At 69.6% G+C, this 21,383-nt stretch carries 22 protein-coding genes; 6 read left to right on the top strand and 16 right to left on the bottom strand.

The window, feature by feature from the left end:
• Positions 1-872: 872 nt before the first annotated feature.
• The 6 genes from ACFVT2_RS10575 to ACFVT2_RS10550 are packed head-to-tail and all read left to right on the top strand — an operon-like array spanning position 873 to position 5,891.
• Entirely contained in the window at positions 873-1,742 is an 870-nt protein-coding gene (locus ACFVT2_RS10575) for a 3-hydroxyacyl-CoA dehydrogenase family protein (protein WP_390014972.1), read from the top strand.
• Entirely contained in the window at positions 1,742-2,422 is a 681-nt protein-coding gene (locus tag ACFVT2_RS10570; RefSeq protein WP_390014803.1) for an O-methyltransferase, read from the top strand. The genes ACFVT2_RS10575 and ACFVT2_RS10570 overlap by 1 nt, the downstream gene beginning before the upstream one ends.
• Positions 2,419-2,700 (top strand): acyl carrier protein, encoded by a 282-nt coding sequence (locus tag ACFVT2_RS10565; RefSeq protein ID WP_390014801.1) that lies wholly within the window; start codon positions 2,419-2,421, stop codon positions 2,698-2,700. Before ACFVT2_RS10570 ends, ACFVT2_RS10565 begins: the two co-directional genes overlap by 4 nt.
• On the top strand, positions 2,693-3,793 hold the full coding sequence (locus tag ACFVT2_RS10560; protein WP_390014798.1) for an acyl-CoA dehydrogenase family protein: 1,101 nt from the start codon (positions 2,693-2,695) through the stop codon (positions 3,791-3,793). Before ACFVT2_RS10565 ends, ACFVT2_RS10560 begins: the two co-directional genes overlap by 8 nt.
• Positions 3,790-4,755, top strand: a complete 966-nt coding sequence (locus ACFVT2_RS10555; protein ID WP_390014795.1) for a 3-oxoacyl-[acyl-carrier-protein] synthase III C-terminal domain-containing protein — start codon at positions 3,790-3,792, stop codon at positions 4,753-4,755. The genes ACFVT2_RS10560 and ACFVT2_RS10555 overlap by 4 nt, the downstream gene beginning before the upstream one ends.
• Positions 4,752-5,891, top strand: a complete 1,140-nt coding sequence (locus ACFVT2_RS10550; RefSeq protein WP_390014793.1) for an HAD-IIIC family phosphatase — start codon at positions 4,752-4,754, stop codon at positions 5,889-5,891. Before ACFVT2_RS10555 ends, ACFVT2_RS10550 begins: the two co-directional genes overlap by 4 nt.
• A gap of 101 nt (positions 5,892-5,992) precedes the next feature.
• On the opposite strand, the gene ACFVT2_RS10545 is transcribed toward ACFVT2_RS10550, so the two are convergent.
• From ACFVT2_RS10545 to prfA, 16 genes are all read right to left on the bottom strand, one after another.
• Positions 5,993-6,436 carry a DUF2550 domain-containing protein gene (locus tag ACFVT2_RS10545; protein ID WP_390014791.1) on the bottom strand — a complete coding sequence of 148 codons (444 nt, stop codon included), beginning with the start codon at positions 6,434-6,436 and terminating at the stop codon, positions 5,993-5,995.
• Between the two features lie 142 nt (positions 6,437-6,578).
• Entirely contained in the window at positions 6,579-6,962 is a 384-nt protein-coding gene (locus ACFVT2_RS10540) for a F0F1 ATP synthase subunit epsilon (RefSeq protein WP_390014788.1), read from the bottom strand.
• 106 nt (positions 6,963-7,068) lie between these two features.
• A complete protein-coding gene (atpD, locus tag ACFVT2_RS10535) occupies positions 7,069-8,511 on the bottom strand; it encodes a F0F1 ATP synthase subunit beta (protein ID WP_390014786.1) in 1,443 nt (480 codons plus the stop codon).
• A gap of 3 nt (positions 8,512-8,514) precedes the next feature.
• Positions 8,515-9,432, bottom strand: a complete 918-nt coding sequence (locus ACFVT2_RS10530; RefSeq protein ID WP_390014783.1) for a F0F1 ATP synthase subunit gamma — start codon at positions 9,430-9,432, stop codon at positions 8,515-8,517.
• A 20-nt stretch (positions 9,433-9,452) separates the two neighbouring features.
• Complete coding sequence (gene atpA / locus ACFVT2_RS10525) at positions 9,453-11,045, bottom strand: F0F1 ATP synthase subunit alpha (RefSeq protein ID WP_390014780.1); 1,593 nt, start codon at positions 11,043-11,045, stop codon at positions 9,453-9,455.
• A gap of 209 nt (positions 11,046-11,254) precedes the next feature.
• Positions 11,255-12,070 (bottom strand): F0F1 ATP synthase subunit delta, encoded by an 816-nt coding sequence (locus ACFVT2_RS10520; protein WP_390014778.1) that lies wholly within the window; start codon positions 12,068-12,070, stop codon positions 11,255-11,257.
• Complete coding sequence (locus ACFVT2_RS10515) at positions 12,067-12,633, bottom strand: F0F1 ATP synthase subunit B (RefSeq protein WP_390014776.1); 567 nt, start codon at positions 12,631-12,633, stop codon at positions 12,067-12,069. The genes ACFVT2_RS10520 and ACFVT2_RS10515 overlap by 4 nt, the downstream gene beginning before the upstream one ends.
• Before the next feature lie 43 nt (positions 12,634-12,676).
• Positions 12,677-12,946: an ATP synthase F0 subunit C gene (gene atpE / locus ACFVT2_RS10510; RefSeq protein ID WP_384098128.1), complete on the bottom strand. Its 270-nt coding sequence runs from the start codon at positions 12,944-12,946 to the stop codon at positions 12,677-12,679.
• Between the two features lie 76 nt (positions 12,947-13,022).
• Positions 13,023-13,817, bottom strand: coding sequence for a F0F1 ATP synthase subunit A (atpB, locus tag ACFVT2_RS10505; protein WP_390014969.1), 795 nt, complete (start codon positions 13,815-13,817; stop codon positions 13,023-13,025).
• Between the two features lie 279 nt (positions 13,818-14,096).
• The gene (locus ACFVT2_RS10500) at positions 14,097-14,534 is read right to left on the bottom strand and encodes a hypothetical protein (protein ID WP_390014772.1); all 438 of its coding nucleotides are present in this window, start codon (positions 14,532-14,534) and stop codon (positions 14,097-14,099) included.
• 288 nt (positions 14,535-14,822) lie between these two features.
• Positions 14,823-16,175, bottom strand: a complete 1,353-nt coding sequence (locus ACFVT2_RS10495; RefSeq protein ID WP_390014769.1) for an MraY family glycosyltransferase — start codon at positions 16,173-16,175, stop codon at positions 14,823-14,825.
• Between the two features lie 119 nt (positions 16,176-16,294).
• A complete protein-coding gene (glyA, locus tag ACFVT2_RS10490) occupies positions 16,295-17,683 on the bottom strand; it encodes a serine hydroxymethyltransferase (protein WP_390014766.1) in 1,389 nt (462 codons plus the stop codon).
• A 229-nt stretch (positions 17,684-17,912) separates the two neighbouring features.
• On the bottom strand, positions 17,913-18,596 hold the full coding sequence (locus ACFVT2_RS10485; RefSeq protein WP_390014764.1) for a protein-tyrosine-phosphatase: 684 nt from the start codon (positions 18,594-18,596) through the stop codon (positions 17,913-17,915).
• A complete protein-coding gene (locus ACFVT2_RS10480) occupies positions 18,596-19,243 on the bottom strand; it encodes an L-threonylcarbamoyladenylate synthase (RefSeq protein ID WP_390014761.1) in 648 nt (215 codons plus the stop codon). The genes ACFVT2_RS10485 and ACFVT2_RS10480 overlap by 1 nt, the downstream gene beginning before the upstream one ends.
• An 82-nt stretch (positions 19,244-19,325) precedes the next feature.
• Complete coding sequence (gene prmC / locus ACFVT2_RS10475) at positions 19,326-20,171, bottom strand: peptide chain release factor N(5)-glutamine methyltransferase (RefSeq protein ID WP_390014759.1); 846 nt, start codon at positions 20,169-20,171, stop codon at positions 19,326-19,328.
• A gap of 36 nt (positions 20,172-20,207) precedes the next feature.
• A complete protein-coding gene (gene prfA / locus ACFVT2_RS10470; protein ID WP_390014756.1) occupies positions 20,208-21,287 on the bottom strand; it encodes a peptide chain release factor 1 in 1,080 nt (359 codons plus the stop codon).
• Between the last annotated feature and the right edge of the window lie 96 nt (positions 21,288-21,383).

The raw sequence follows: 21,383 nt of genomic DNA, 5'->3' as shown, positions 1-21,383 counted from the left end.
AGACCTTCGTCTCGCCCGGGTGACATAGCTGAACGGATATCGCGACAGGCCACCGCACCGCGCCGTGCCATCAGGCAGGGCAGCGCTCGGTAGACATTCAAATGAACACCAACGAAAACTTCAGGACTTGCGTAGCAGAACGCGACGCACGGGCCTGCTAAAAGGCCCTCGCATTGGCATGGGGAGAACTACCTTCGGGCTTCTTCGCCGACAGGGCCCAGACAGGCGGACTGCAGCAACCCAGCATCCTCAACCCCCGTTGACACACTGACGTCAGCAGCTCAGGCGGAAGGCGCCCGCCTGCTCCTCTGAGACGGGAACGTAACATCGATTCTCAAGGGGTGGCAAGAGATTCGATCAAGGGACATCTCGACCGACTCCGGGCCCCACCTGGTGCATTACCGGGGCGCCGCAGGTCACGGCCATCCCGCCGGCAACTCCCCCGGGCATACCCGGGAAGTGCATCGGGCGGAACCGGCAGGCACTTTCCGGAACGAATGATTCCGACGCCAACCCAGAACAATCATGCTACGGTCCAGACTCCAGCTGATCTAAGTGGAGGGTTATGGCTTCGCATCGCAGACCCCCACGCATCACACCGGTGTAATTCGCGGAACGAAGCACTCCGGATTCCTCGACCGGCAGGTCCGCACACCGGATTCGACACCTGAGCCGGGCCAGGGGCACCGTTTCTCCGCCCCGGCCCGTTCCCCCGCGCCCGCCGCGGGCCGCACCCCTGTCGCCCTCTTGAGGAATTCGGCCCCCCGGACCGCTACTTTCAACTTTCAACAGAGCAATAACCTCAACCTGCTGCCTGAGCAATGCAATTAATTGTGCTGTCAACCGCTAGGTAACGGAGGTATGCGGTGACAATGGAAGACCCGGCCGCGCGACTGGCCGTTCTGGGAGCCGGTGTCATGGGCGTCAGCATCACGACACTCGCCCTCGGCCAGGGCGTCCCGGTGCTCCTGGTCGAGACCGACCCGCAGAAGCGGGCGGGGGCCCGCGCCAGGATCGAGCGCGAGCTGCGGATGGCCCACCTCATGGGGGCCCGTCCGGACGTCCCCCAGGGGCAGTTGGCGATCAGCGACTCGCTCGGCGACCGCCGCGACGGCGACACGGCGATCGACGCGGTGATCGAAGCGGTCACCGAGGACGCCGGACTGAAGGTCAAGGCACTGACCGAGGCCGCCGCGGCGACCGGCCCCGACACCGCGCTGGTGACCAACACCTCCTCCATCCCGGTGGACGAACTCGCGTCCCAACTCCCGGACCCCGAGCGGCTGGTCGGCGTCCACTTCATGAACCCCTCGTACCTGATCCGGACCGTCGAGGTCATCCGCGGCGCCCGCACCGGCGAGCAGACCGTGGCGGCCGTCCGGCGGGTGCTCGCGGCGCTCGACCGGCGCGGGGTCTTCGTCGGCGACGGCCCCGGCTTCGTCACCAGCCGGGTGCTGCACCGCATGATCAACGACGCGGCGCGGGTCGTACAGGAGGGTCGGGCCACCGCCGAGGACGTGGACACCCTGATGCAGGACTGCCTGGGGCACCGCACCGGTCCCCTGCGCACCGCCGACCTGATCGGCCTGGACAACCTCGTGGACTCCCTGTGGGTCCTGCACCAGCGCACCGGCGACGAGGGGTGCCGCCCCTGCGACCTGCTGCTCCAGAAGGTGCGCGACGGCGAGCACGGCCGCAAGAACGGCCGCGGCTTCTACACCTACCCGGGCGCGGTGGCCTGATGGCCGATCAGCTCATCCTCGACGACCGGCTCAGGGACTACGTCCGGCAGATGTCGTTGCGCGACGACGACGTCCTGCGCGACCTGCGCGCCGAGACGGCGGGCATGCCGATGCTCCAGGCGATGCTGGTGCTGCCCGAGGAGGCGCAGTTCCTCGCCCTCCTGGTCCGGCTGACCGGGGCCGCAAAGGTGCTGGAGGTGGGCACCTTCACCGGCTACAGCAGCCTGTGCATGGCCCGCGCCCTGCCTCCCCACGGCACGGTGGTCACCTGCGACAACAACGAGCGCTGGACCCGCATCGCCACCCGCTACTGGCAGCGGGCCGAGGTCGCCGACCGGATCGACCTGCGGCTCGGCGACGCGACCGGGACCCTCGACGACCTCCTCGCGCACAGCGGCCCCGGCAGCTTCGACCTGGCCTTCGTCGACGCCGACAAGGCCAACTACCTCCGGTACTACGAGCAGTCCCTGGCGCTGGTGCGGCCGGGCGGGCTGCTGGTGCTGGACAACACGCTGTTCTTCGGCAGGGTCGTCGACCCGGCCGTGCAGGACCCGGACACCCTGGCCATCCGCGAACTCAACACCCGGCTGCGCGACGACGAACGCGTGGACATCTCGCTGCTCGCCGTGGCGGACGGCCTCACCCTCATTCACAAGAAGCCCGAGAGGAAGCCGAGATGAGCGAGTCGACCACAGAGCGCCGGTTCGTGGCGGAAGACGTCGAGACCGAGCTGAAGCAGTTCCTGGAGAAGAGCACCAAGACCAGCTGGGCGTCGGACACCGACCTGTTCGCCGACGGCGGCGTCTCCTCGATGTTCGCGATGGAACTGGTCGTGCACATCGAGCGGACCTTCGACCTCGCCATCGAAGGACCGGACCTTCGGATCGACAACTTCCGCACGGTGAACGACATGACCGCGCTCGTACTCCGCCTCACCGGGGCCGACGCCGGTGAGTGACGACCTACCGGACCTGATCAGTACGGAGGTCGGCGACCGGGCCGCCGCCTGGGACCTGGCCGGCGCCATACCGGTGGAGGTGCTCCGCAGGCTCGGCGCGGCGGGCGCACTGTGCGCCGAGGTCCCCGCCGAGTACGGCGGCCCCGGCCTCTCCAGCCGCCGGAACGGCGAACTCACCGCCCACGCCGGAGCGCTGTGCAGTTCGCTGCGGAGCGTGATGACCTCCCAGGGCATGGCGGCCTGGACCATCCAGCGGTTCGGCACCCGCCCGCAGCGCGCCGAGGCACTGACCCGCCTCACCCGCGGCGACCTCGCCGCCGTGGCGTTCAGCGAACCGCAGGCCGGCAGCGACCTCTCGGCCATCGCCACCACGGTCAAGGACGACGGCGACACGGTGGTCCTGAACGGCCACAAGGTCTGGTCCACCGCGGCCGGATACGCCGACCTGCTGGTGGTGTTCGGCCGCTACCAGGACGGTGCGGCCGCGGTACTGGTACCCGCCACGACGCCCGGCGTCACGGTGCGCCCGATCCCCCAGCCGCTGGGCTGCCGCGCGGCCGGCCACGCCGACGTGCTCCTTGAGGACGTGCGCCTGCCGGCCACCCAGGTGCTCTCGGGCACCAGCCAGTCACTCCCGTTGCTCACCACCCTCGCGCTCACCTACGGACGGATGTCGGTCGCCTGGGGCTGTGTCGGCATCATCCGCAGCTGTCTGCGCGCCGCCGCCGCCCATGCCCGCGACCGGGAGCAGTTCGGCAAGCCGCTGGCCGAGCACCAGTTGGTCGCCCGGCACCTGGCCGAACTGCTGGTCGCGGAGCAGACCGCGACCAGGGTGTGCGAACACGCCGCCGGCTGCTGGGACGACCGGTCCCCCGAGCTGAGCACCGCCGCGGTGCTCGCCAAGCACGTCGCCGCGGGCCATGCGGCCCGGTCCGCCGCCACCGCGGTGCAGGTCCTGGCCTCCGCGGGTTCGGTGGACGGCGAACCGGTGGCCCGGGCGTACCGGGACGCCAAGTTGATGCAGATCATCGAGGGCAGCGAGGAGATCTGCCAGCTCATCCTCGCCGAGCGAGCGCTGGAAGGGGCCGTATGAACGCCGTCGGAATCGGGGCGGTGCACTGTCTGCTGCCGGACGAACGGGTGCCCGTCGCGGATCTGCCCGAACTGGCCCGGCTGAGCGACGAGGAGCTGAAGTTCGCCGAGCAGGCGGGGGTCGGCACGGTCGGGATCTTCCCGGACACCGAACCGACCGAACTCGCCGCCCGGGCCTGCCGCGAGCTCATGGCCACACAGTCGGAGGTCCCCGACCTCCTGCTGCACATCGGGTCACGGGCACCGGACGTGCTGATCGGTTCGGACGCCGGGAAGATCGCCCATCTCGCCGGCCTGGACGGCACGTTCCCGTTCACGGTCGACGGCCTGGGCTGCGCCGGCTCCTCGGCCGCCTGGGGCCTGGGCCGGGACCTGCTCCTGGGCGACCCCACCCGCAAGAGCGTCCTGATCACCTACGGCAGCCGCCCGACCGCCGCCGACCGGGTCCGCCGCCCGGTCACCGTGATCGGGGACGGCGCCTTCGCGATGACCCTGGTCCGGGGCGGCCGACCGGTGCTGAAGGCGCACCGGATGGAGGTGGACAGCTCCTTCCACGACCTGTTCAAGGTGGACTACAAGCACCGGCCCTGGTCGCAGTGGCGCGAGGAGTGCACCGACAACGACCGCTACTCCTTCGAACTCGCCATGCACAGCCGCAACCGGCTCGGCGACCTGGTCGACCGGGTCCTCGCCGACGCGGGCCTGGGCAAGGACGACGTGGCCGCCGCGTTGATGCAGAACGTCACCGCCAGCGCCTACGACTTCTACCGCATCTCCCTGGGCCTGCCGATCCACCCCGTGTGCGCGACGCACCTGGCCGCGTTCGGCCATCTCGGCCCGATGGACGTCGTCCTCAACCTGGACCGCCTGCTGGCCCGCGGCGAGTTGGACCCCGGCCAGCACGTCCTGGTGCTCAGCAACAGCCCCGTCGCGGCCTGGACCGTGACGCTGTGGGAAGTATGAACCCCGCCCCGGCAAAGGAGAACGAGCAAGTGACGGAACCGCCTGCCACCGTCAAGTGCCTGGTCTGGGACCTGGACAACACCCTGTGGCGCGGCACGCTGCTGGAGGACGACGACGTCGAGGTCCCCGACGCCCTGCGCGAGGTGATCGCCACCCTCGACGCACGCGGCATCCTCCAGTCGATCGCCAGCCGCAACGACCACGACCAGGCATGGGAACGCCTGGAGAAGCTCGGGCTGGCCGAGTACTTCGTCCTGCCGCAGATCGGCTGGGGCGCGAAGTCCGCCTCGGTCCGTGCCCTCGCCGACGAGCTGAACTTCGCGCTGTCGACCCTCGCCTTCATCGACGACCAGCCCGCCGAACGCGCGGAGGTGGCGTTCCACCACCCCGAGGTCCGCTGCTACCCCGCCGAGGACGCGGCGTCGCTACCGGACCACCCGGAGTTCACCCCGGCCGTGGTCACCAGCGACGCCCGCCGCCGCCGGCAGATGTACCAGGCGGGCCTCCGCCGGGAGACCGAACGCGCCGAACACGCCGGCACCGACGAGGAGTTCCTGCGCTCCCTCGCCCTGGAGCTGACCATCGGCCGGGCCGCCGCCGAGGACATCTCCCGGGTCGGCGAACTGACCCTCCGCACCAGCCAGATGAACGCCACCGGGGTGCACTACTCCGAGCAGACCCTGCGCTCCCTGCTGGCGGACGAGCGGCACGAGGTGCTGGTCGCCTCGCTCACCGACCGGTTCGGCCCGCACGGCGCGATCGGGGTGATCCTGCTCGACCGGCGTCCCGACACCTGGCACATCAAGTTGCTCGCCACCTCGTGCCGGGTGGTGTCCTTCGGGGTGGGCGCGGCGCTGCTGCGCTGGATCACCGACGAGGCCGCACGGGCCGGCCAGTCCCTGACGGCCGCGTTCCGGCGTACCGAACGCAACCGGATGATGGAAGTCGCCTACCGCTTCGCGGGTTTCCAGGAGGCCGAGGGCACAACCGCCGGACCGCCACCGAGCGAGGAGGGCACCCAGGTCCTCTGCCTGGCGCCCACCCGGCAGGACCCGCCGTCCCACCTCAAGGTCGTCGCACCGCGGCTGTTCAGCCCCTCGCGCGACCTGACCCGCTGGGTTCCCGGCACGCACTGACCGCACGGGACGGACCGCGTTCGCGCCGCTGCCCGCCCGGCGGCGGCGCGAACGGCTGACGGCCACCGCACCCGTCCGGGACCGATGCGGTGGCCATCGGCTCAGGCCACGTTGACCCGCTGGCCGGGAGGCGCCGCCTCCAACCAGGCCAGGAAGCCGGTGAGCGCGTCCTCGCTCATCGCCAGCTCGACGCGGGTTCCGCCCAGCGCACAGGCCAGCACGATGGAGTCGGAGAGCAGCGCGAGCTCCTCCTCGCTCTGCGGGATGCGGCGCTCCAGCACCTCGATGGCGGAGCGCTCCAGCAGCCGGCGGGGCCGGGGCGCGTACGAGAACACCCGGAACCACTCGATCCGGTCACCGTTGTACCGCGCCACGCCGTAGATCCAGCCCTTGCCGCTGGGCTCGTCCTCCGGCACGTTCCACCGAAGACTGCAGTCGAACGTCCCCCCGGAGCGCTGGATGAGCCTGCGCCGTAGCCCGAAGACGAACAGGCCCAGCAGCACCAGTACCACGACGATGCCGCTCACAAGCAGAGCGAGGACCATCTCGACCGACCTCCTCGCTTCGTTGGGTTACCCCCGGGTGGAGTCCGAAGGTAGGGAAACGCACCTGCATTGCCTCAGCCGCGGACCGCTCCGGAACTCCGGGCAGCCCGCGGCTGAGGATCGATCTCGTCGGTGACGGGGCTCAGTGAACGCCCGCCACCGCACGCAGCCGGACATCGGCGCGACGCTCGGCGGCCGCGTCGGCCTCCGACTTCGCTCGCTCCAGGGCCCGCTCCGCGCGCTGGACATCGATCTCGTCCGACAGCTCGGCCACCTCTGCGAGCAGCGACAGCTTGTTGTCGGCGAACGAGATGAAGCCGCCGTGCACCGCGGCGACGACGGTGCCGTCCCCGCTCTCACCGGTCGTACGAATCGTCACCGGGCCCGACTGCAGCACGCCGAGCAGCGGCTGGTGTCCGGGCATGACGCCGATGTCGCCCGACGAGGTGCGCGCGACGACCAGGCTGGCCTCGCCGGACCAGATCTGACGGTCCGCGGCGACCAACTCGACGTGCAGCTCAGCCACGATGGCTCCTCGGGTCTCCACCTGCCTGGTGTGGCAGATGTTGGGTCAAATACTAGTCGTCGTACGGGCCGGAGGCGGCCAGGGCCGCCCCCGGGACCGATGGGGGTCAGGAGACGCCCAGCTCCTTGGCGTTCTTCTTCAGGTCGTCGATACCGCCGCACATGAAGAATGCCTGCTCGGGGAAGTGGTCGTACTCACCGTCGGCGATCGCGTTGAACGCGGTGATCGACTCGTCGAGCGAGACGTCCGAGCCGTCGACACCCGTGAACTGCTTGGCAGCGTGGGTGTTCTGCGACAGGAAGCGCTCGATACGACGGGCGCGGTGGACGATGAGCTTGTCCTCCTCGCCGAGCTCGTCGATACCCAGGATCGCGATGATGTCCTGCAGATCCTTGTACTTCTGCAGGATCGACTTCACGCGCGAGGCGGTGTCGTAGTGCTCCTGCGCGATGTACCGCGGGTCCAGGATGCGGGACGTCGAGTCCAGCGGGTCGACCGCCGGGTAGATGCCCTTCTCCGAGATCGGACGCGACAGCACGGTCGTGGCGTCGAGGTGCGCGAACGTGGTGGCCGGCGCCGGGTCGGTCAGGTCGTCCGCGGGGACGTAGATCGCCTGCATCGAGGTGATCGAGTGACCACGGGTCGAGGTGATGCGCTCCTGCAGGATGCCCATCTCGTCGGCCAGGTTCGGCTGGTAGCCCACCGCGGAGGGCATCCGGCCGAGCAGGGTCGAGACCTCGGAACCGGCCTGGGTGAAGCGGAAGATGTTGTCGATGAAGAACAACACGTCCTGCTTCTTCACATCGCGGAAGTACTCCGCCATGGTCAGACCGGCCAGGGCCACGCGCAGACGGGTGCCCGGCGGCTCGTCCATCTGGCCGAAGACCAGCGCGGTCTTGTCCAGAACGCCGGCCTCCTCCATCTCGTCCATGAGGTCGTTGCCCTCACGGGTGCGCTCACCGACGCCGGCGAAGACGGAAACGCCCTCGTGCAGCTTGGCCACACGCATGATCATTTCCTGGATCAGAACGGTCTTGCCGACACCGGCACCACCGAACAGACCGATCTTGCCGCCCTTGACGTACGGGGTCAGCAGGTCGACGACCTTCAGGCCGGTCTCGAACATCTCGGTCTTCGACTCGAGCTGGTCGAACGCGGGCGCCTTGCGGTGGATCGCCCAACGCTCGGTGATCTGGGACTCGGCCTCCGGCTCGTTCAGGATCTCGCCGAGCGTGTTGAAGACCTTGCCCTGGGTGATGTCGCCGACCGGGACGGTGATGCCCGCGCCGGTGTTGACCACCGGGGCCTGGCGGACCAGACCGTCGGTGGGCTGCATCGAAATCGCACGGACCTGGCCTTCGCCCAGGTGCTGCGCGACCTCAAGGGTCAGCGTCCGCTTCTCGCCCGGGTTGGCCGGGTCGTCGACCTGCACGTGCAGGGCGTTGTAGATCTCCGGCATCGCGTCGACGGGGAACTCCACGTCGACGACCGGGCCGATGACCCGGGCGACGCGGCCCGTGGCAGCGGCCGTCTCAACAGTGGTGGTCATGTGTCAGTCACTCCCCGCGGTCGCGTCGGCCAGTGCGGCACTGCCGCCGACGATCTCGCTGATTTCCTGGGTGATTTCGGCCTGGCGGGCCGCGTTGGCAAGCCGCGAGAGCGACTTGATGATGTCTTCCGCGTTGTCGGTCGCCGACTTCATCGCGCGCCGCGTGGCGGCGTGCTTGGAGGCGGCGGCCTGCAGCAGTGCGTTGTAGATCCGCGACTCGACGTACCGCGGCAGCAGGGCGTCCAGGACGTCCTCGGCCGACGGCTCGAAGTCGAACAGCGGGAGGATCTCGCCCGTGGGCGTCTCCTCCGACTCCGCCGTCTTGTCGAGGCTGAGCGGCAGCAGACGGTCGTCGAGCGCCGTCTGCGTCATCATCGAGATGAACTCGGTGAAGACGATGTGGAGTTCGTCCACGCCGCCCTCGGCGGTGTCCTGCTGGACGGCCGCGATGAGCGGTGCGCCGATCTTCTTCGCATCCGCGTACGTCGGGCTGTCGGTGAAGCCGGTCCACGCTTCCACGACCTTGCGCTCGCGGAAGTTGTAGTACGACACACCCTTGCGGCCGACGATGTAGACGTCGACCTCCTTGCCCTCGGCCTTGAGCCGCTCGGTGAGCTGGTCCGCGGCCTTGATGACGTTGGAGGAGTAGCCACCGGCCAGACCGCGGTCGCTCGTGATGAGCAACAGCGCGGCCCGGGCGGGCTTCTCCGCCTCGGTCGTCAGCGGGTGCTGGGTGTTCGAGCCCGTGGCAACCGCCGTCACCGCGCGGGTCAGTTCACTCGCGTACGGCGTCGATGCCGCCACCTGGCGCTGCGCCTTGACGACGCGCGAGGCGGCGATCATCTCCATCGCCTTGGTGATCTTCTTGGTCGCGGTGACGGAACGGATGCGACGCTTGTAGACCCGGAGCTTGGCTCCCATGGATCAGGTCCCTTCCGTCGTCACTTGCCGGTGCCGGCCGGGGCGTCCTCGCCGAGCAGCTTGCCGTCCGAGGTCTCGAACTGCCGCTTGAAGCCGTCGATGACCTCGGAGACCGCACCAATGGTGTCGTCCGACATCTTCGCGCCCTCGCGGATGCTGGTCAGGAGGTCCTTCTTCTCACGGTGGAGGTAGTCGAGGAGCTCCCGCTCGAAGCGGCGGATGTCCTCGACCGGGACGTCGTCCATCTTGCCGTTGGTACCGGCCCAGATGGAGACGACCTGGTCCTCGACCGAGTACGGGGCGTACTGGTCCTGCTTGAGCAGCTCGGTCATGCGCTTACCGCGCTCCAGCTGCGCCTTGGAGGCCGCGTCCAGGTCGGAACCGAAGGCGGCGAACGCCTCCAGCTCGCGGTACTGGGCGAGGTCCACGCGGAGCCGGCCGGAAACCTGGCGCATGGCCTTGTGCTGCGCGGAACCACCGACTCGGGAGACGGAGATACCGACGTTCAGCGCCGGACGCTGGTTGGCGTTGAACAGGTCCGACTCCAGGAAGCACTGGCCGTCGGTGATGGAGATGACGTTGGTCGGGATGAACGCCGACACGTCGTTCGCCTTGGTCTCGACGATCGGGAGACCGGTCATCGAGCCGGCACCCATCTCGTCGGAGAGCTTGGCGCAGCGCTCCAGCAGACGCGAGTGCAGGTAGAAGACGTCACCCGGGTAGGCCTCACGGCCCGGCGGACGACGCAGCAGCAGGGACACGGCGCGGTAGGCGTCGGCCTGCTTCGAGAGGTCGTCGAAGACGATCAGGACGTGCTTGCCCTGGTACATCCAGTGCTGGCCGATGGCCGAGCCGGTGTAGGGCGCCAGGTACTTGAAGCCCGCCGGGTCGGACGCCGGGGCGGCGACGATGGTCGTGTACTCCAGCGCACCGTTCTCCTCCAGCGCGCGGCGGACCGACGCGATGGTGGAGCCCTTCTGGCCGATGGCGACGTAGATGCAGCGGACCTGCTTCTTCGGGTCACCGGAGCGCCAGTTGTCGCGCTGGTTGATGATCGTGTCGACGGCCAGGGCGGTCTTGCCGGTCTGGCGGTCGCCGATGATCAGCTGACGCTGACCGCGGCCGATCGGCGTCATCGCGTCGACGCCCTTGTAGCCGGTGGCCATCGGCTCGTGGACGGACTTGCGCTGCATGACCGTGGGGGCCTGCAGCTCCAGCGCGCGGCGGCCTTCGGTCTCGATCTCGCCGAGGCCGTCGATCGGGTTGCCCAGCGGGTCGACGACGCGGCCGAGGTAGCCCTCGCCCACCGCGACCGAGAGCACCTCGCCGGTGCGCTGCACCGGCTGGCCCTGCTCGATGCCGCTGAACTCTCCGAGGATGACCGCACCGATCTCGCGCTCTTCCAGGTTCAGCGCAAGACCGAGCGTGCCGTCCTCGAACTTCAGCAGTTCGTTCGCCATCGCCGAGGGCAGGCCCTCGACATGCGCGATGCCGTCACCGGCATCGCTGACCGTGCCGACCTCTTCGCGCGAGGCCGCGTCCGGCTTGTACGCCTGGACGAAGTTCTCCAGCGCGTCCCGGATCTCCTCCGGCCGGATCGTGAGCTCCGCCATCTGGGTTCCCTGCTCTCCTTGTTGGGCCCGAAGTTACGTGCGGCTGTCCGGGGGCTCGTCCCCCGGAGTTCCGCTTACGGCCCAACTCGGGCCGCCGTCGTGCTTGTGCTGTTCTCCCGGGGGCGTCGTCCGGACCGCGGCCGGACCTTTCGGTCCGGCGGGTCCGGTGTGCGGCCGCCGGGTGCGCAGCTCTTGAGTTGGTGGCTGGGTCAGCCGGCCATCCGCCGGGACACCTCTTCGAGGCGCTCCGAGATGGTCCCGTTGATGACCTCGTCGCCGATCCGGACCTGCACGCCGCCGAGGACCGAAGGGTCCACGTCGATGTTCAGGTGGATCTGCCGGCCGTACAGCTGGGTCAGGGCCGCGCCGAGGCGCTGCCGCTGTCCGTCGCTGAGCGGCGCCGCGGAGGTGACCACCGCGACCATCCGGTCCCGGCGAGCCGCCGCCAGCTTGGAGAGGGCGTCGAGCCCCGCCTCCAGGCTACGGCTCCGCGGCTGTGCGACAAGACGGATCACCAGTCGCTCGGTGACCGGGTTGGCCCGGCCGCCCAGCAGCGTGTGCAGCAGTTCCGTCTTGGCGGACGTCGTGGCCTTCCGGTCGGTCAGCGCACGACGGAGCTCACCGCTGGACGCGACGATCCGGCCGAACCGGAACAGCTCGTCCTCGACGTCGTCCAGTCGGTCGACCCGCTGGGCCGCGACGAGGTCCGCGCTGTAGGCCAGCTCCTCGATCGCGTCCGACAGGTCGCGCGAGCGCGACCAGCGGGCCTTGACCATGCCGGTGACCAGATCGAGGGTGGCCTCGCCAACCTGACCGCCGAGCAGCCGCCGGGCCAGCTCGGCCCGCGCCTCGCCGGCCTGCGCCGGGTCGGTGAGGACCCGACGCAACGACACCTCGCGGTCGAGCAGAGCGGTGACGGCAGCCAGCTCCTCGGCGAGGTTCGCCGCGTCGACGGACGTGTTGTCCGTCAGCGCGTTGAACTGCTCGCGTGCGGAAGCGAGTGCCTCGCGGCTCGCTCCATTCATCGGCTGGCCTCAGCCTTCGTCGCGTCCGACGCCGCCTTCGCCTCAAGCTCGTCGAGGAAGCGGTCGATGGTCCGGCTCTGCCGGGCGTGGTCCTCAAGGGACTCGCCGACGAGCTTGCCGGCCAGTTCGGTGGCGAGGGTGCCCACGTCCTGGCGCAGCGACTGGGCGGCGGACTTGCGGTCCGCCTCGATCTGGGCGTGGCCGGCAGCGATGATCTCCTCACGCTGCCGCTGGCCCTCGGCGCGCATCTCAGCGATGAGAGTCGCGCCCTGCTCCTGCGCCTCCTGGCGCAGTCGCGCGGCCTCGTGGCGAGCGTCTGCGAGCTGGGCCCGGTAGTCCGCGAGAACCTGCTGGGCCTCGGCCTGAGTCGCCTCGGCATCCTCGATCCGGCCTTCGATCTGCGCCCGACGCTCGTCCAGAACCTTGTTGATGTTCGGGAGGAGCTTCTTGGCGAGGAAGCCGAAGACGATGAAGAAAGCGATCAGGCCGATGACCAGCTCTGGAATCGGCGGGACCAGGGGGTTCTCAGGAACCTCCACCGCCAAGTTGACCAGGGCGTTCACATCAGTGCCTTCCGTCTGAATGGATAGTCGATGTGGCTTCGGTTTACTTGTAGACGAAGCCCATGACGATGCCGATCAGGGCGAGCGCCTCACAGAAGGCGAAACCCATGATCTGGTTGGTGCGGATCAGGCCGGCGGCCTCGGGCTGACGGGCCAGGGCCTGGGTGCCGTTACCGAAGATGATGCCGACGCCGACGCCGGGGCCGATGGCGGCGAGGCCGTAACCGATCGAGGCAACGTTGCCGACGACCGTGGTCTTGGCGGAGTCGCCGGCGGCGGCGAGGTGGTTGACCATCTCGAGAGCAGCGGACATGCCGTTACTTCCTTCTCGTTTCACGTACCGATGGGGGTTGGCCACCGGACAGCTGTTGGGGTGGGAGGCGGGGTGCTCAGTGGTGCTCGGCGAGCGCGCCCTGGACGTAGTTGCAGGCCAGAAGGACGAAGACGTACGCCTGGACGGCCTGGATGAACAGCTCGAAGGCCGTCATCAGCAGGGTCATGATGAACGACGCACCGGCGTACACGAAGCCGATCCCGTTCAGCAGGTACCAGCTGGCGATGGTGAACATCAGGATCAGCAGGTGGCCCGCGAACATGTTCGCGAAGAGCCGTACCGCGTGGGTGAAGGGCCGGATGATCAGGTTCGAGAAGAGCTCGATGACCATGAGCAGCGGCAGGACCCAGCCGAGCGACTTGTCATAACCGGAGAAGTTCTTGAAGGCGCCGACGAAGCCGTGCTTCTTGAAAGTGAGGAAGACCCACAGGATGTAGACGATCGCCGCGAGACCCGCGGGGAAGGCGATCACCGACGTCACCGGGAAGGAGGCGACGGGGATGATCGACCAGATGTTCATCATCCACACGAAGAAGAACAGCGAGACCATGAAGGGGACGTACTTGTCGCCTTCTTTCTTCCCCAGCGCGTCATAGACGAGCCCGCGGCGCACGAAGTCATAGCCCGCCTCGCCGATCATCTGGAGCTTTCCGGGCACAACCTTTGCCCGGCCGAATGCAGCCCAGAAGAACCACACAACAACGACCGTGCTGAGCAGAGCCAGCAGCATCGGCTTGTTGAACTCGAAGCCACCGATGGTGAAGAGCGGCTCGAAGACGAAGTTATGAAGCCCGGGAGCATCAAAGCCGCACCCGGAAAAGATGTGGCAGTCGGTCTCGAAGGCGAGCATCGTTTCAGCACTCACCGCGAGCTCCTTCAGCGTGGCGCATAGGTACGGCAACCTCGTTGTGTCGGCGCGGCGTTGAGCCACGGAGCGGCACTGGACTGGTGTTACGGATTAGGGGGCGGCTGGTCGGCACTAGGCCGGACCGGATCACAGGCATCGGCCGCGAGAACTTCCCGTTCCTGTTCGTGGACTCCGGGAGCTCAGCCGCCTGCGCCATCAGCGCCGCAGTTGGCACCGGACGATAGCAGGCCCGCATGAGGCCATTTATCTCGGCCCTACGAGTCACGTCGGCGACCCCGCCGTCTCCGCCGCCTTGGCCTCCGCGGAGTCGGGGTCCACGTACAGGATCTTCGCCTTCATATGGCCGCGCGTCTGGGCGGCGATCCATACGAGGGTGGCGGCGAGCAGGGTGAAAGCAAATGCCTTGGTATCGAAGAGCGTTGTGTCCTTGAAGGCGATGAGGAACACCGCCACGAACAGGATCTGCACGGTGTACAGCAGCAGTCCCATCATCTGGAACAACTGCGGAAGCTTCTTCGCGGTCTGCTGCAGGACGACGAGCCCTGCGCCCATCACCAGCACCACCAGCACGGTGCCGAAGACGGCGCCGATCGCTCCCGTCGCACCCGCGGTGACACCGCTCACGGCAACGGCGATGGAGCCGGCGGCGACGGTGGGCACGACGGCGTGGAGGAGTAGTCGGGCGTCATTCGACTGCATGGTGGCGCTCCGGCAATGGGTGGGGGTGATGTCGTCAGGGACGAGCGTAGACCCGGGCTGAGGAAGAACCTGAGGCCAATGGACCGTCGCACTACGGTCCTTCGGCTCTAGCGCCGGGTTTCGTGAACGGTATCACAAACTATTTGATGAGGTCTTTACCTGGTTCGTGTGGATCCTGTCACACGTGAGAGTGAAGGCGCCCATAGGTGCACTGACGGGTCGTCGATTGTCTGGTATGGGGTCAACCATCCCGATTCCCGACGCACATTCGGGCGACAGCGCAGCGCCTCAGCGATGACTCCCCGCCCTCCGGCGGTCCACGAAACGTGACCGGTCGCCGATCGCCGTGGCGCCGTGGATCCCGGCCGGAATCGGCGTCCGGGACTCCTCCCCCGACGCCTCGTCGGTCGCCCCGTCTGACGGGGCGTCCGCCCCCTGGGCGCCCGCGAACGCCGGCCCGCGGACGACCCGGCGGTACCGCGGCGGGACCAGCCGCTGGGCCCAGAGCGGGGCCCGCGGGGTGAAGCGCGGCAGCAGGAGCAGCACCAGGCCGACCGCACTGAGCAGCACGATCCCCAGCACGATCCACATGCTCGCGTCGTTCGCCGAGTACGCCACCGCGCCGAACGCGATCAGCGCCGACCAGAAGTACATGATCAGCACCGCGCGGCTGTGGGAATGCCCGATCTCCAGCAGTCGGTGGTGCAGATGCCCGCGGTCCGCGGCGAACGGCGACTGGCCCTTCCACGTCCTTCGCACAATGGCCAGAATCAGGTCGGCGACCGGCACCGCGATGATCGTCAGCGGCAGCAGCAGCGGGATGTAGACCGGCACCATCGCGTGGGTCGCCTCACGCAGACCGCCCGCCTTCTGGTTGAGCAGGTCCGGGTCGACCTGACCGGTCAGCGAGACCGCGCCGGCCGCCATCACCAGGCCGATCAGCATGGAACCGGAGTCGCCCATGAAGATCCGCGCCGGGTGCATGTTGTGCGGCAGGAAGCCCAGGCACATGCCCATCAGGACGACCGAGAACAGGGTGGCGGGCGCCGCCGCCTCGATGCCGTAACCGAACCAGAGCCGGTACGTGTACATGAAGAACGCGGCCGCGGCGATGCACACCATGCCGGAGGCCAGACCGTCCAGGCCGTCCACGAAGTTCACCGCGTTGATGGTGATGACGACCAGCGCGACGGTCAGCAGCGTGCCCTGCATCGGCGTCAGCGCGACCGTGCCGATGCCGGGGACCGGGAGATACAGGATCGTCAGGCCCTGGAGGACCATCACGCCCGCGGCGATCATCTGGCCGCCCAGCTTGACCAGCGCGTCCACGCCCCACTTGTCGTCCAGCACGCCGAGGATCCAGATCAGCGCGGCGCCCGACAGCAGCGCCCGCGGCTCATTGGTCTCGAAGACGCTCTTGAGGTTGGTCAGGTGCGCGGCGACCAGCAGCCCCGCGCACAGCCCGCCGAACATCGCGATCCCGCCCAGCCGGGGAGTGGGCTCGCGGTGCACGTCACGGGCGCGGATCTCCGGCACCGCACCGGCTGCGATCGCGAACTTCCGCACCGGGCCGGTCAGCAGGTAGGTCACCGCGGCAGTGACGCACAGCGTCAGCAGGTATTCACGCACGGGCTGCCCCATAGAGATAGCTGGCCATCACAGCCCCACACCTTATGCGTGTCCGACCCCTGGTCGTGAATACAGGGGAGCACCAGGAAGGACGCCGCCGCCCCGCGGACGGTTCCGAAAGCCCGCCCGGATCAGCCCTGATCCGGATACGGCGGGAATCGGCCGACCAGCCCGGCGACCGCGGCGCGCACCGCCCCGTCCTCCCGCAGCGCCGCCCCGATCAGCTCGGCGATCCGGTGCATTTCGGCCTCGCCCATCCCCTGGGTCGTCACCGCCGCGGTGCCCAACCGGATCCCGGTCGGGCAGGCCCCGGACGCCGCGGGCGCCCCGGCGCACGGCAGCGCGCAGGTGTCCAGCACGACCCCGGCGGCGGCCAGCCGGCCGCGGGCGGTGCGCGCGTCCACGCCGAGCGGGGTGGTGTCCGCGGTGATCAGGTGGGTGTCGGTGCCACCGGTGGTGACCGTCAGGCCCTCCCCGGCCAGCGCGTCCGCCAGCACCCGGGCATTGTCGATCACCTGATGGGCGTAGGTCCGGAACGCCGGCCGGGCGGCCTCCGCGAACGCCACCGCCTTGGCGGCGACCGCGTTCATCTGGGCACCCCCTTGGGTGAACGGGAACACCGCGCGGTCGATGCGCTCGGCCAGCCGCGCCCGGCACAGGATCATCCCGCCGCGCGGCCCGCGCAGCACCTTGTGGGTGGTCGCGCACACCACGTCGGCATACGGGACCGGGCTGGGCGCCGCGCGGCCGGCGATCAACCCCATCGGGTGTGCCACGTCGGCGATGAGGTAGGCGCCGGTCTCGTCGGCGATGTCGCGGAACGCCGCGTAGTCGATGTGCCGCGGGTAGGAGATCGAGCCGCAGACCAGGGCCTTCGGCCGCCGTTCGCGGGCCAGTGCGCGGATCGCCTCGTAGTCCAGCAGCCCGCTCTCCTCGTCGACGCCGTAGCCCGCGAAGTCGAACCACCGGCCGGAGAAGTTGGCCGGCGAACCGTGGGTGAGGTGCCCGCCGTGCGGCAGGGACATCGCCAGGACGGTGTCCCCGGGGCGCAGCAGGGCGGCGTAGGCGGCCAGCACGGCCGAAGACCCCGAGTGGGACTGGACGTTGGCGTGGTCGGCGCCGAACAGGGCCTTGGCGCGCTCCACCGCGATCCGCTCGGCGAGGTCGACGATCTCGCAGCCGCCGTGGTGCCGGGCGCCCGGATAGCCCTCGGCGTACTTGTTGCTCAAGGGCGAGCCGAGGGCGGCCAGGACCGCGGGTGAGGCGAAGTTCTCGGCGGCGATGAGTTGGAGCCCGTCGCTCTGCCGGGCGCTCTCCGCGAGCAGGACGCCGGCGATCTCCGGATCCTGGCTCAGCAGTGCGGCGAAGTCCGGGGAGCCGGGCGGCCGGGTGAGGTCGTCGAGGGCGGCGGTCCGCGCCTGTTGCTGGGCGGTTTCGGCCGCCGCGGCGATCCGGGGCTCAGCGGCCGCGGTGCGGTCGGCGGGGGACGTACGGCGGGATGACGCGGTGGTGGCGGGCATCGCTGGCTCCGGGCCTCGTACGGGGACCAGGGCACGTCTGCCGTGCCCCCAGGGCCCGTCCGAACCCTGATCGCCCGGGCAGGCCCCAATCCCAATGTAGGCGCGGTACGGGGATCGGGCGCGGCGGGCGGGGCATCGGGGTCCCGGGGCCGGTCAACGGGCCGCACAGGGGCCACCAGGGCCGTTCCCCGGGCGTTCCGGGGCGGGCCCTACCCCGATCTACGTCGGTCTACGCCGGTGCGGGGACCCCGGTCAGGGCCGTGACGACCGGATCGAGCGCGCTGTTGATCTCGTCGCCGATGGAGCGGAAGAACGTGATCGGTGCGCCGTAGGGGTCGTAGACCTCGTCGGACTCCGGGTTGGGGGCCAGCAGCCAGCCGCGCAGTGCGGCGGCGGCGCCGACCAGCGCGCGGGCGCGCTCGACCAGCCCGCCGTCCGGCAGGTCCGGGTCGGGCGCCGGCAGGGTGGCCGGATCTATGGCGCGAACCAGGCGGTTGAACTCCTTCAGCGTGAAGGTCCGCAGCCCGGCGGAGTGCCCCATCGAGATGACCTGCGCACGGTGGTCGCGGGTGGCGGTCAGCACCAGGTCGGCCCGGATGACGTGCTCGTCGAGCAGCTCGCGGCCGATGAAGCCGCCCGGGTCCGCGCCGTAGTCGGCGAGCACGGTCGCGGCGTGCGCCTCCATCGGGGCGCCCTCATGGCCCCAGGTGCCCGCGCTCTCCACGAGCAGCCCGCAGCGACGGACGTCGCCGAGCCGCTCCTCCAGGGCGTGGCGGTGCAGCCGCTCGGTGATCGGCGAGCGGCAGACGTTGCCGGTACTGACGTGGAGGATCCGGAAACAGGCCGTGGGGTCCGCCGGGGCGGACCGGGTGTCGTCGCCTGGTCCCGCTATGCCACGCCCCGGGGGCGGCATCAATTCGCCACCTCGAGCTCGGGGACCACCTTGCGCAGTTCCTCGGCGCTGATCGCGCCCGCGCGCAGCAGCACCGGCACCTTTCCGGTGACGTCCACGATCGAGGACGGCACGGCGGCGGGCGTCGGGCCGCCGTCGAGGTAGACGGAGACCGAGTCGCCGAGCATCTCCTGGGCGGCGTCGCAGTCCTGCGGCGACGGGTGGCCGGTGAGGTTGGCGCTGGAGACCGCCATCGGGCCGAACTCGTTGAGCAGCTCGATCGCGACCGGGTGCAGCGGCATCCGCACGGCGACCGTGCCGCGGGTCTCGCCCAGGTCCCAGGTCAGCGACGGCTGGTGCTTGGCGACGAGGGTGAGCGCCCCCGGCCAGAACGCGTCGACCAGCTCCCAGGCCTGCTCGGAGAACTCGGTGACCAGGCCGTGCAGCGTGTTGGGGGACCCGACCAGGACCGGGGAGGGCATCCCTCGACCGCGGCCCTTCGCCTCCAGCAGGTCGCCGACGGCCTCCGGGCTGAAGGCGTCCGCACCGATGCCGTACACGGTGTCGGTCGGCAGCACGACCAGCTCGCCGCGGCGGACGGCCGAGGCGGCCTCACGCAGGCCGGTCGCGCGGTCGGTCGCGTCGCTGCAGTCGTATCGCCGTGCCATTAGCGGTCCTCCTCATGCGGAACGGTTACGCGGAACGAATACTGCGGATGCATCGGCTGCCTCGGCGCCGGAGTGGGGCGGCTCATGGCGTCGCCCGGCGCGCGGTGGCGAATCGGGGCCGGTTGTTGAGGTCGGGGTGGTCGGCCGCGTCCGCCCAGCCCTGCTCCTCGTTGAAGATCCACGGCACCTGCCCGCCCTGGGTGTCGGCGTGCTCGACGACGACCACGCCGCCGGGCCGCAGCAGGCGGTGTGCGGTCCGCTCGATGCCCCGGATGGTGTCCAGACCGTCCTCGCCGGAGAACAGCGCCAGCTCCGGGTCGTGGTCACGGGCCTCGGGGGCGACGTACTCCCACTCGGTGAGCGGGATGTACGGCGGGTTGGAGATCACCAGGTCGACCTGCCCGTCCAGTTCGGGGAGCGCGGTGAGCGCATCGCCCTGGTGGAGAACGACGCGGGACCCCTCGACGTTCTTGCGGGCGAAGGTCAGGGCCTGTTCGGAGAGCTCCACGGCGTGCACCCGCGACCGCGGGACCTCCTGCGCCAGGGCGAGGGCGATCGCCCCGGAACCGGTGCAGAGGTCGACGATCAGGGGCTCGACGACGTCCATGGCGCGCACCGCGTCTATGGCCCAGCCGACCACCGACTCGGTCTCCGGGCGGGGCACGAACACCCCTGGCCCGACGGCGAGTTCGAGGTAGCGGAAGAACGCCCGACCGGTGATGTGCTGGAGGGGCTCGCGCGCCTCACGGCGTGCGATGGCCTCCCAATAGCGGGCGTCGAAGTCCGCGTCGGGGACCGTGTGCAGCTGGCTGCGCTTGACGCCGTGCACATGCGCGGCCAGCTCCTCCGCGTCGAAGCGCGGTGAGGGCACGCCGGCGTCGGCCAGCCGCTGGGTGGCCTGGGCCACCTCCGCGAGCAGCAGGTTCACTGGTCCTCCAGCCGATACGTCCTGGGTCTTGCGGTCTTACTGGGCGGCGGCGAGCTTGGCCGCCGCGTCGGCGTCGATGCACGCCTGGATGACCGGGTCCAGCTCGCCGTCGAGCACCTGGTCCAAGTTGTACGCCTTGAAGCCCACCCGGTGGTCCGAGATCCGGTTCTCCGGGAAGTTGTACGTGCGGATCCGCTCCGAGCGGTCCACCGTGCGCACCTGGCTACGCCGGGCGTCCGACGCCTCCCGCTCGGCCTCCTCCTGGGCCGCGGCCAGCAGCCGCGAGCGGAGGATGCGCAGTGCCTGCTCCTTGTTCTGGAGCTGGCTCTTCTCGTTCTGGCAGGACACCACGATGCCGCTGGGCAGGTGGGTGATCCGGACCGCGGAGTCGGTGGTGTTGACGGACTGGCCACCCGGCCCCGAGGAGCGGTAGACGTCGATCCGCAGGTCGTTGGGGCCGATCTCGACCTCGACCTCCTCGGCCTCCGGCGTGACCAGCACACCGGCCGCGGAGGTGTGGATCCGGCCCTGCGACTCGGTGGCGGGCACCCGCTGCACGCGGTGCACCCCGCCCTCGTACTTCAGTCGCGCCCAGACGCCCTGTCCCGGCACGGTGGCACCGCCGCCGCCCTTGGTCTTCACCGCGACCTGGACGTCCTTGTAGCCGCCGAGGTCGGACTCGTTGGCGTCGAGGATCTCGGTCTTCCAGCCGGCCCGCTCGGCGTACCGCAGGTACATCCGGAGCAGGTCGCCGGCGAACAGCGCGGACTCCTCGCCACCCTCACCGGCCTTGACCTCCAGGATGATGTCCTTGTCGTCGTTGGGGTCGCGCGGGACGAGCAGCAGTCGCAGCTTCTCGGTGAGCTCCCCGCGGCGGACGTCCAGCTCCTTGACCTCGTCGGCGAAGTCCGGGTCGTCCGCGGCCAGTTCCCGAGCGGTCTCGATGTCGTCGCCGGTCTGCTTCCAGGCACGGAACGTGGCGATGATCGGGGTCAGCTCCGCGTAGCGCTTGTTGAGCCGCATGGCCTCGCGCTGGTCCGCGTGGACCGCGGGGTCGGCCAGCCGCTTTTCGAGATCGGCGTGCTCGCCGACCAGTTCCTCGACCGCCTCGAACATCGTGTGTTCCTCTGCTGACTGCTGGTGTGGCTTCCCGGGGTGGCTGTGCCCCGTTGCCGCTGTGCGGCGGGCCGGACCCGGGCCGGGAGGCAGAGG

This window comes from Streptomyces sp. NPDC058000 (assembly GCF_042886435.1).
Lineage (GTDB): Bacteria > Actinomycetota > Actinomycetes > Streptomycetales > Streptomycetaceae > Streptomyces.
Note: the sequence above shows the minus strand (reverse complement) of the source record. Positions and strands in the feature narration are given on the sequence as shown.

Excerpts from the sequence above, each read along its gene's own strand:
- ACFVT2_RS10575 (WP_390014972.1), top strand. The coding sequence starts at position 873 with ATGGAAGACCCGGCCGCGCGACTGGCCGTTCTGGGAGCCGGTGTCATG.
- ACFVT2_RS10570 (WP_390014803.1), top strand. The coding sequence starts at position 1,742 with ATGGCCGATCAGCTCATCCTCGACGACCGGCTCAGGGACTACGTCCGG.
- ACFVT2_RS10565 (WP_390014801.1), top strand. The coding sequence starts at position 2,419 with ATGAGCGAGTCGACCACAGAGCGCCGGTTCGTGGCGGAAGACGTCGAG.
- ACFVT2_RS10555 (WP_390014795.1), top strand. The coding sequence starts at position 3,790 with ATGAACGCCGTCGGAATCGGGGCGGTGCACTGTCTGCTGCCGGACGAA.
- ACFVT2_RS10550 (WP_390014793.1), top strand. The coding sequence starts at position 4,752 with ATGAACCCCGCCCCGGCAAAGGAGAACGAGCAAGTGACGGAACCGCCT.
- ACFVT2_RS10545 (WP_390014791.1), bottom strand. The coding sequence starts at position 6,436 with ATGGTCCTCGCTCTGCTTGTGAGCGGCATCGTCGTGGTACTGGTGCTG.
- atpD (WP_390014786.1), bottom strand. The coding sequence starts at position 8,511 with ATGACCACCACTGTTGAGACGGCCGCTGCCACGGGCCGCGTCGCCCGG.
- ACFVT2_RS10530 (WP_390014783.1), bottom strand. The coding sequence starts at position 9,432 with ATGGGAGCCAAGCTCCGGGTCTACAAGCGTCGCATCCGTTCCGTCACC.
- atpA (WP_390014780.1), bottom strand. The coding sequence starts at position 11,045 with ATGGCGGAGCTCACGATCCGGCCGGAGGAGATCCGGGACGCGCTGGAG.
- ACFVT2_RS10520 (WP_390014778.1), bottom strand. The coding sequence starts at position 12,070 with ATGAATGGAGCGAGCCGCGAGGCACTCGCTTCCGCACGCGAGCAGTTC.
- atpE (WP_384098128.1), bottom strand. The coding sequence starts at position 12,946 with ATGTCCGCTGCTCTCGAGATGGTCAACCACCTCGCCGCCGCCGGCGAC.
- atpB (WP_390014969.1), bottom strand. The coding sequence starts at position 13,817 with ATGCTCGCCTTCGAGACCGACTGCCACATCTTTTCCGGGTGCGGCTTT.
- ACFVT2_RS10500 (WP_390014772.1), bottom strand. The coding sequence starts at position 14,534 with ATGCAGTCGAATGACGCCCGACTACTCCTCCACGCCGTCGTGCCCACC.
- ACFVT2_RS10495 (WP_390014769.1), bottom strand. The coding sequence starts at position 16,175 with ATGGGGCAGCCCGTGCGTGAATACCTGCTGACGCTGTGCGTCACTGCC.
- glyA (WP_390014766.1), bottom strand. The coding sequence starts at position 17,683 with ATGCCCGCCACCACCGCGTCATCCCGCCGTACGTCCCCCGCCGACCGC.
- ACFVT2_RS10485 (WP_390014764.1), bottom strand. The coding sequence starts at position 18,596 with ATGCCGCCCCCGGGGCGTGGCATAGCGGGACCAGGCGACGACACCCGG.
- ACFVT2_RS10480 (WP_390014761.1), bottom strand. The coding sequence starts at position 19,243 with ATGGCACGGCGATACGACTGCAGCGACGCGACCGACCGCGCGACCGGC.
- prfA (WP_390014756.1), bottom strand. The coding sequence starts at position 21,287 with ATGTTCGAGGCGGTCGAGGAACTGGTCGGCGAGCACGCCGATCTCGAA.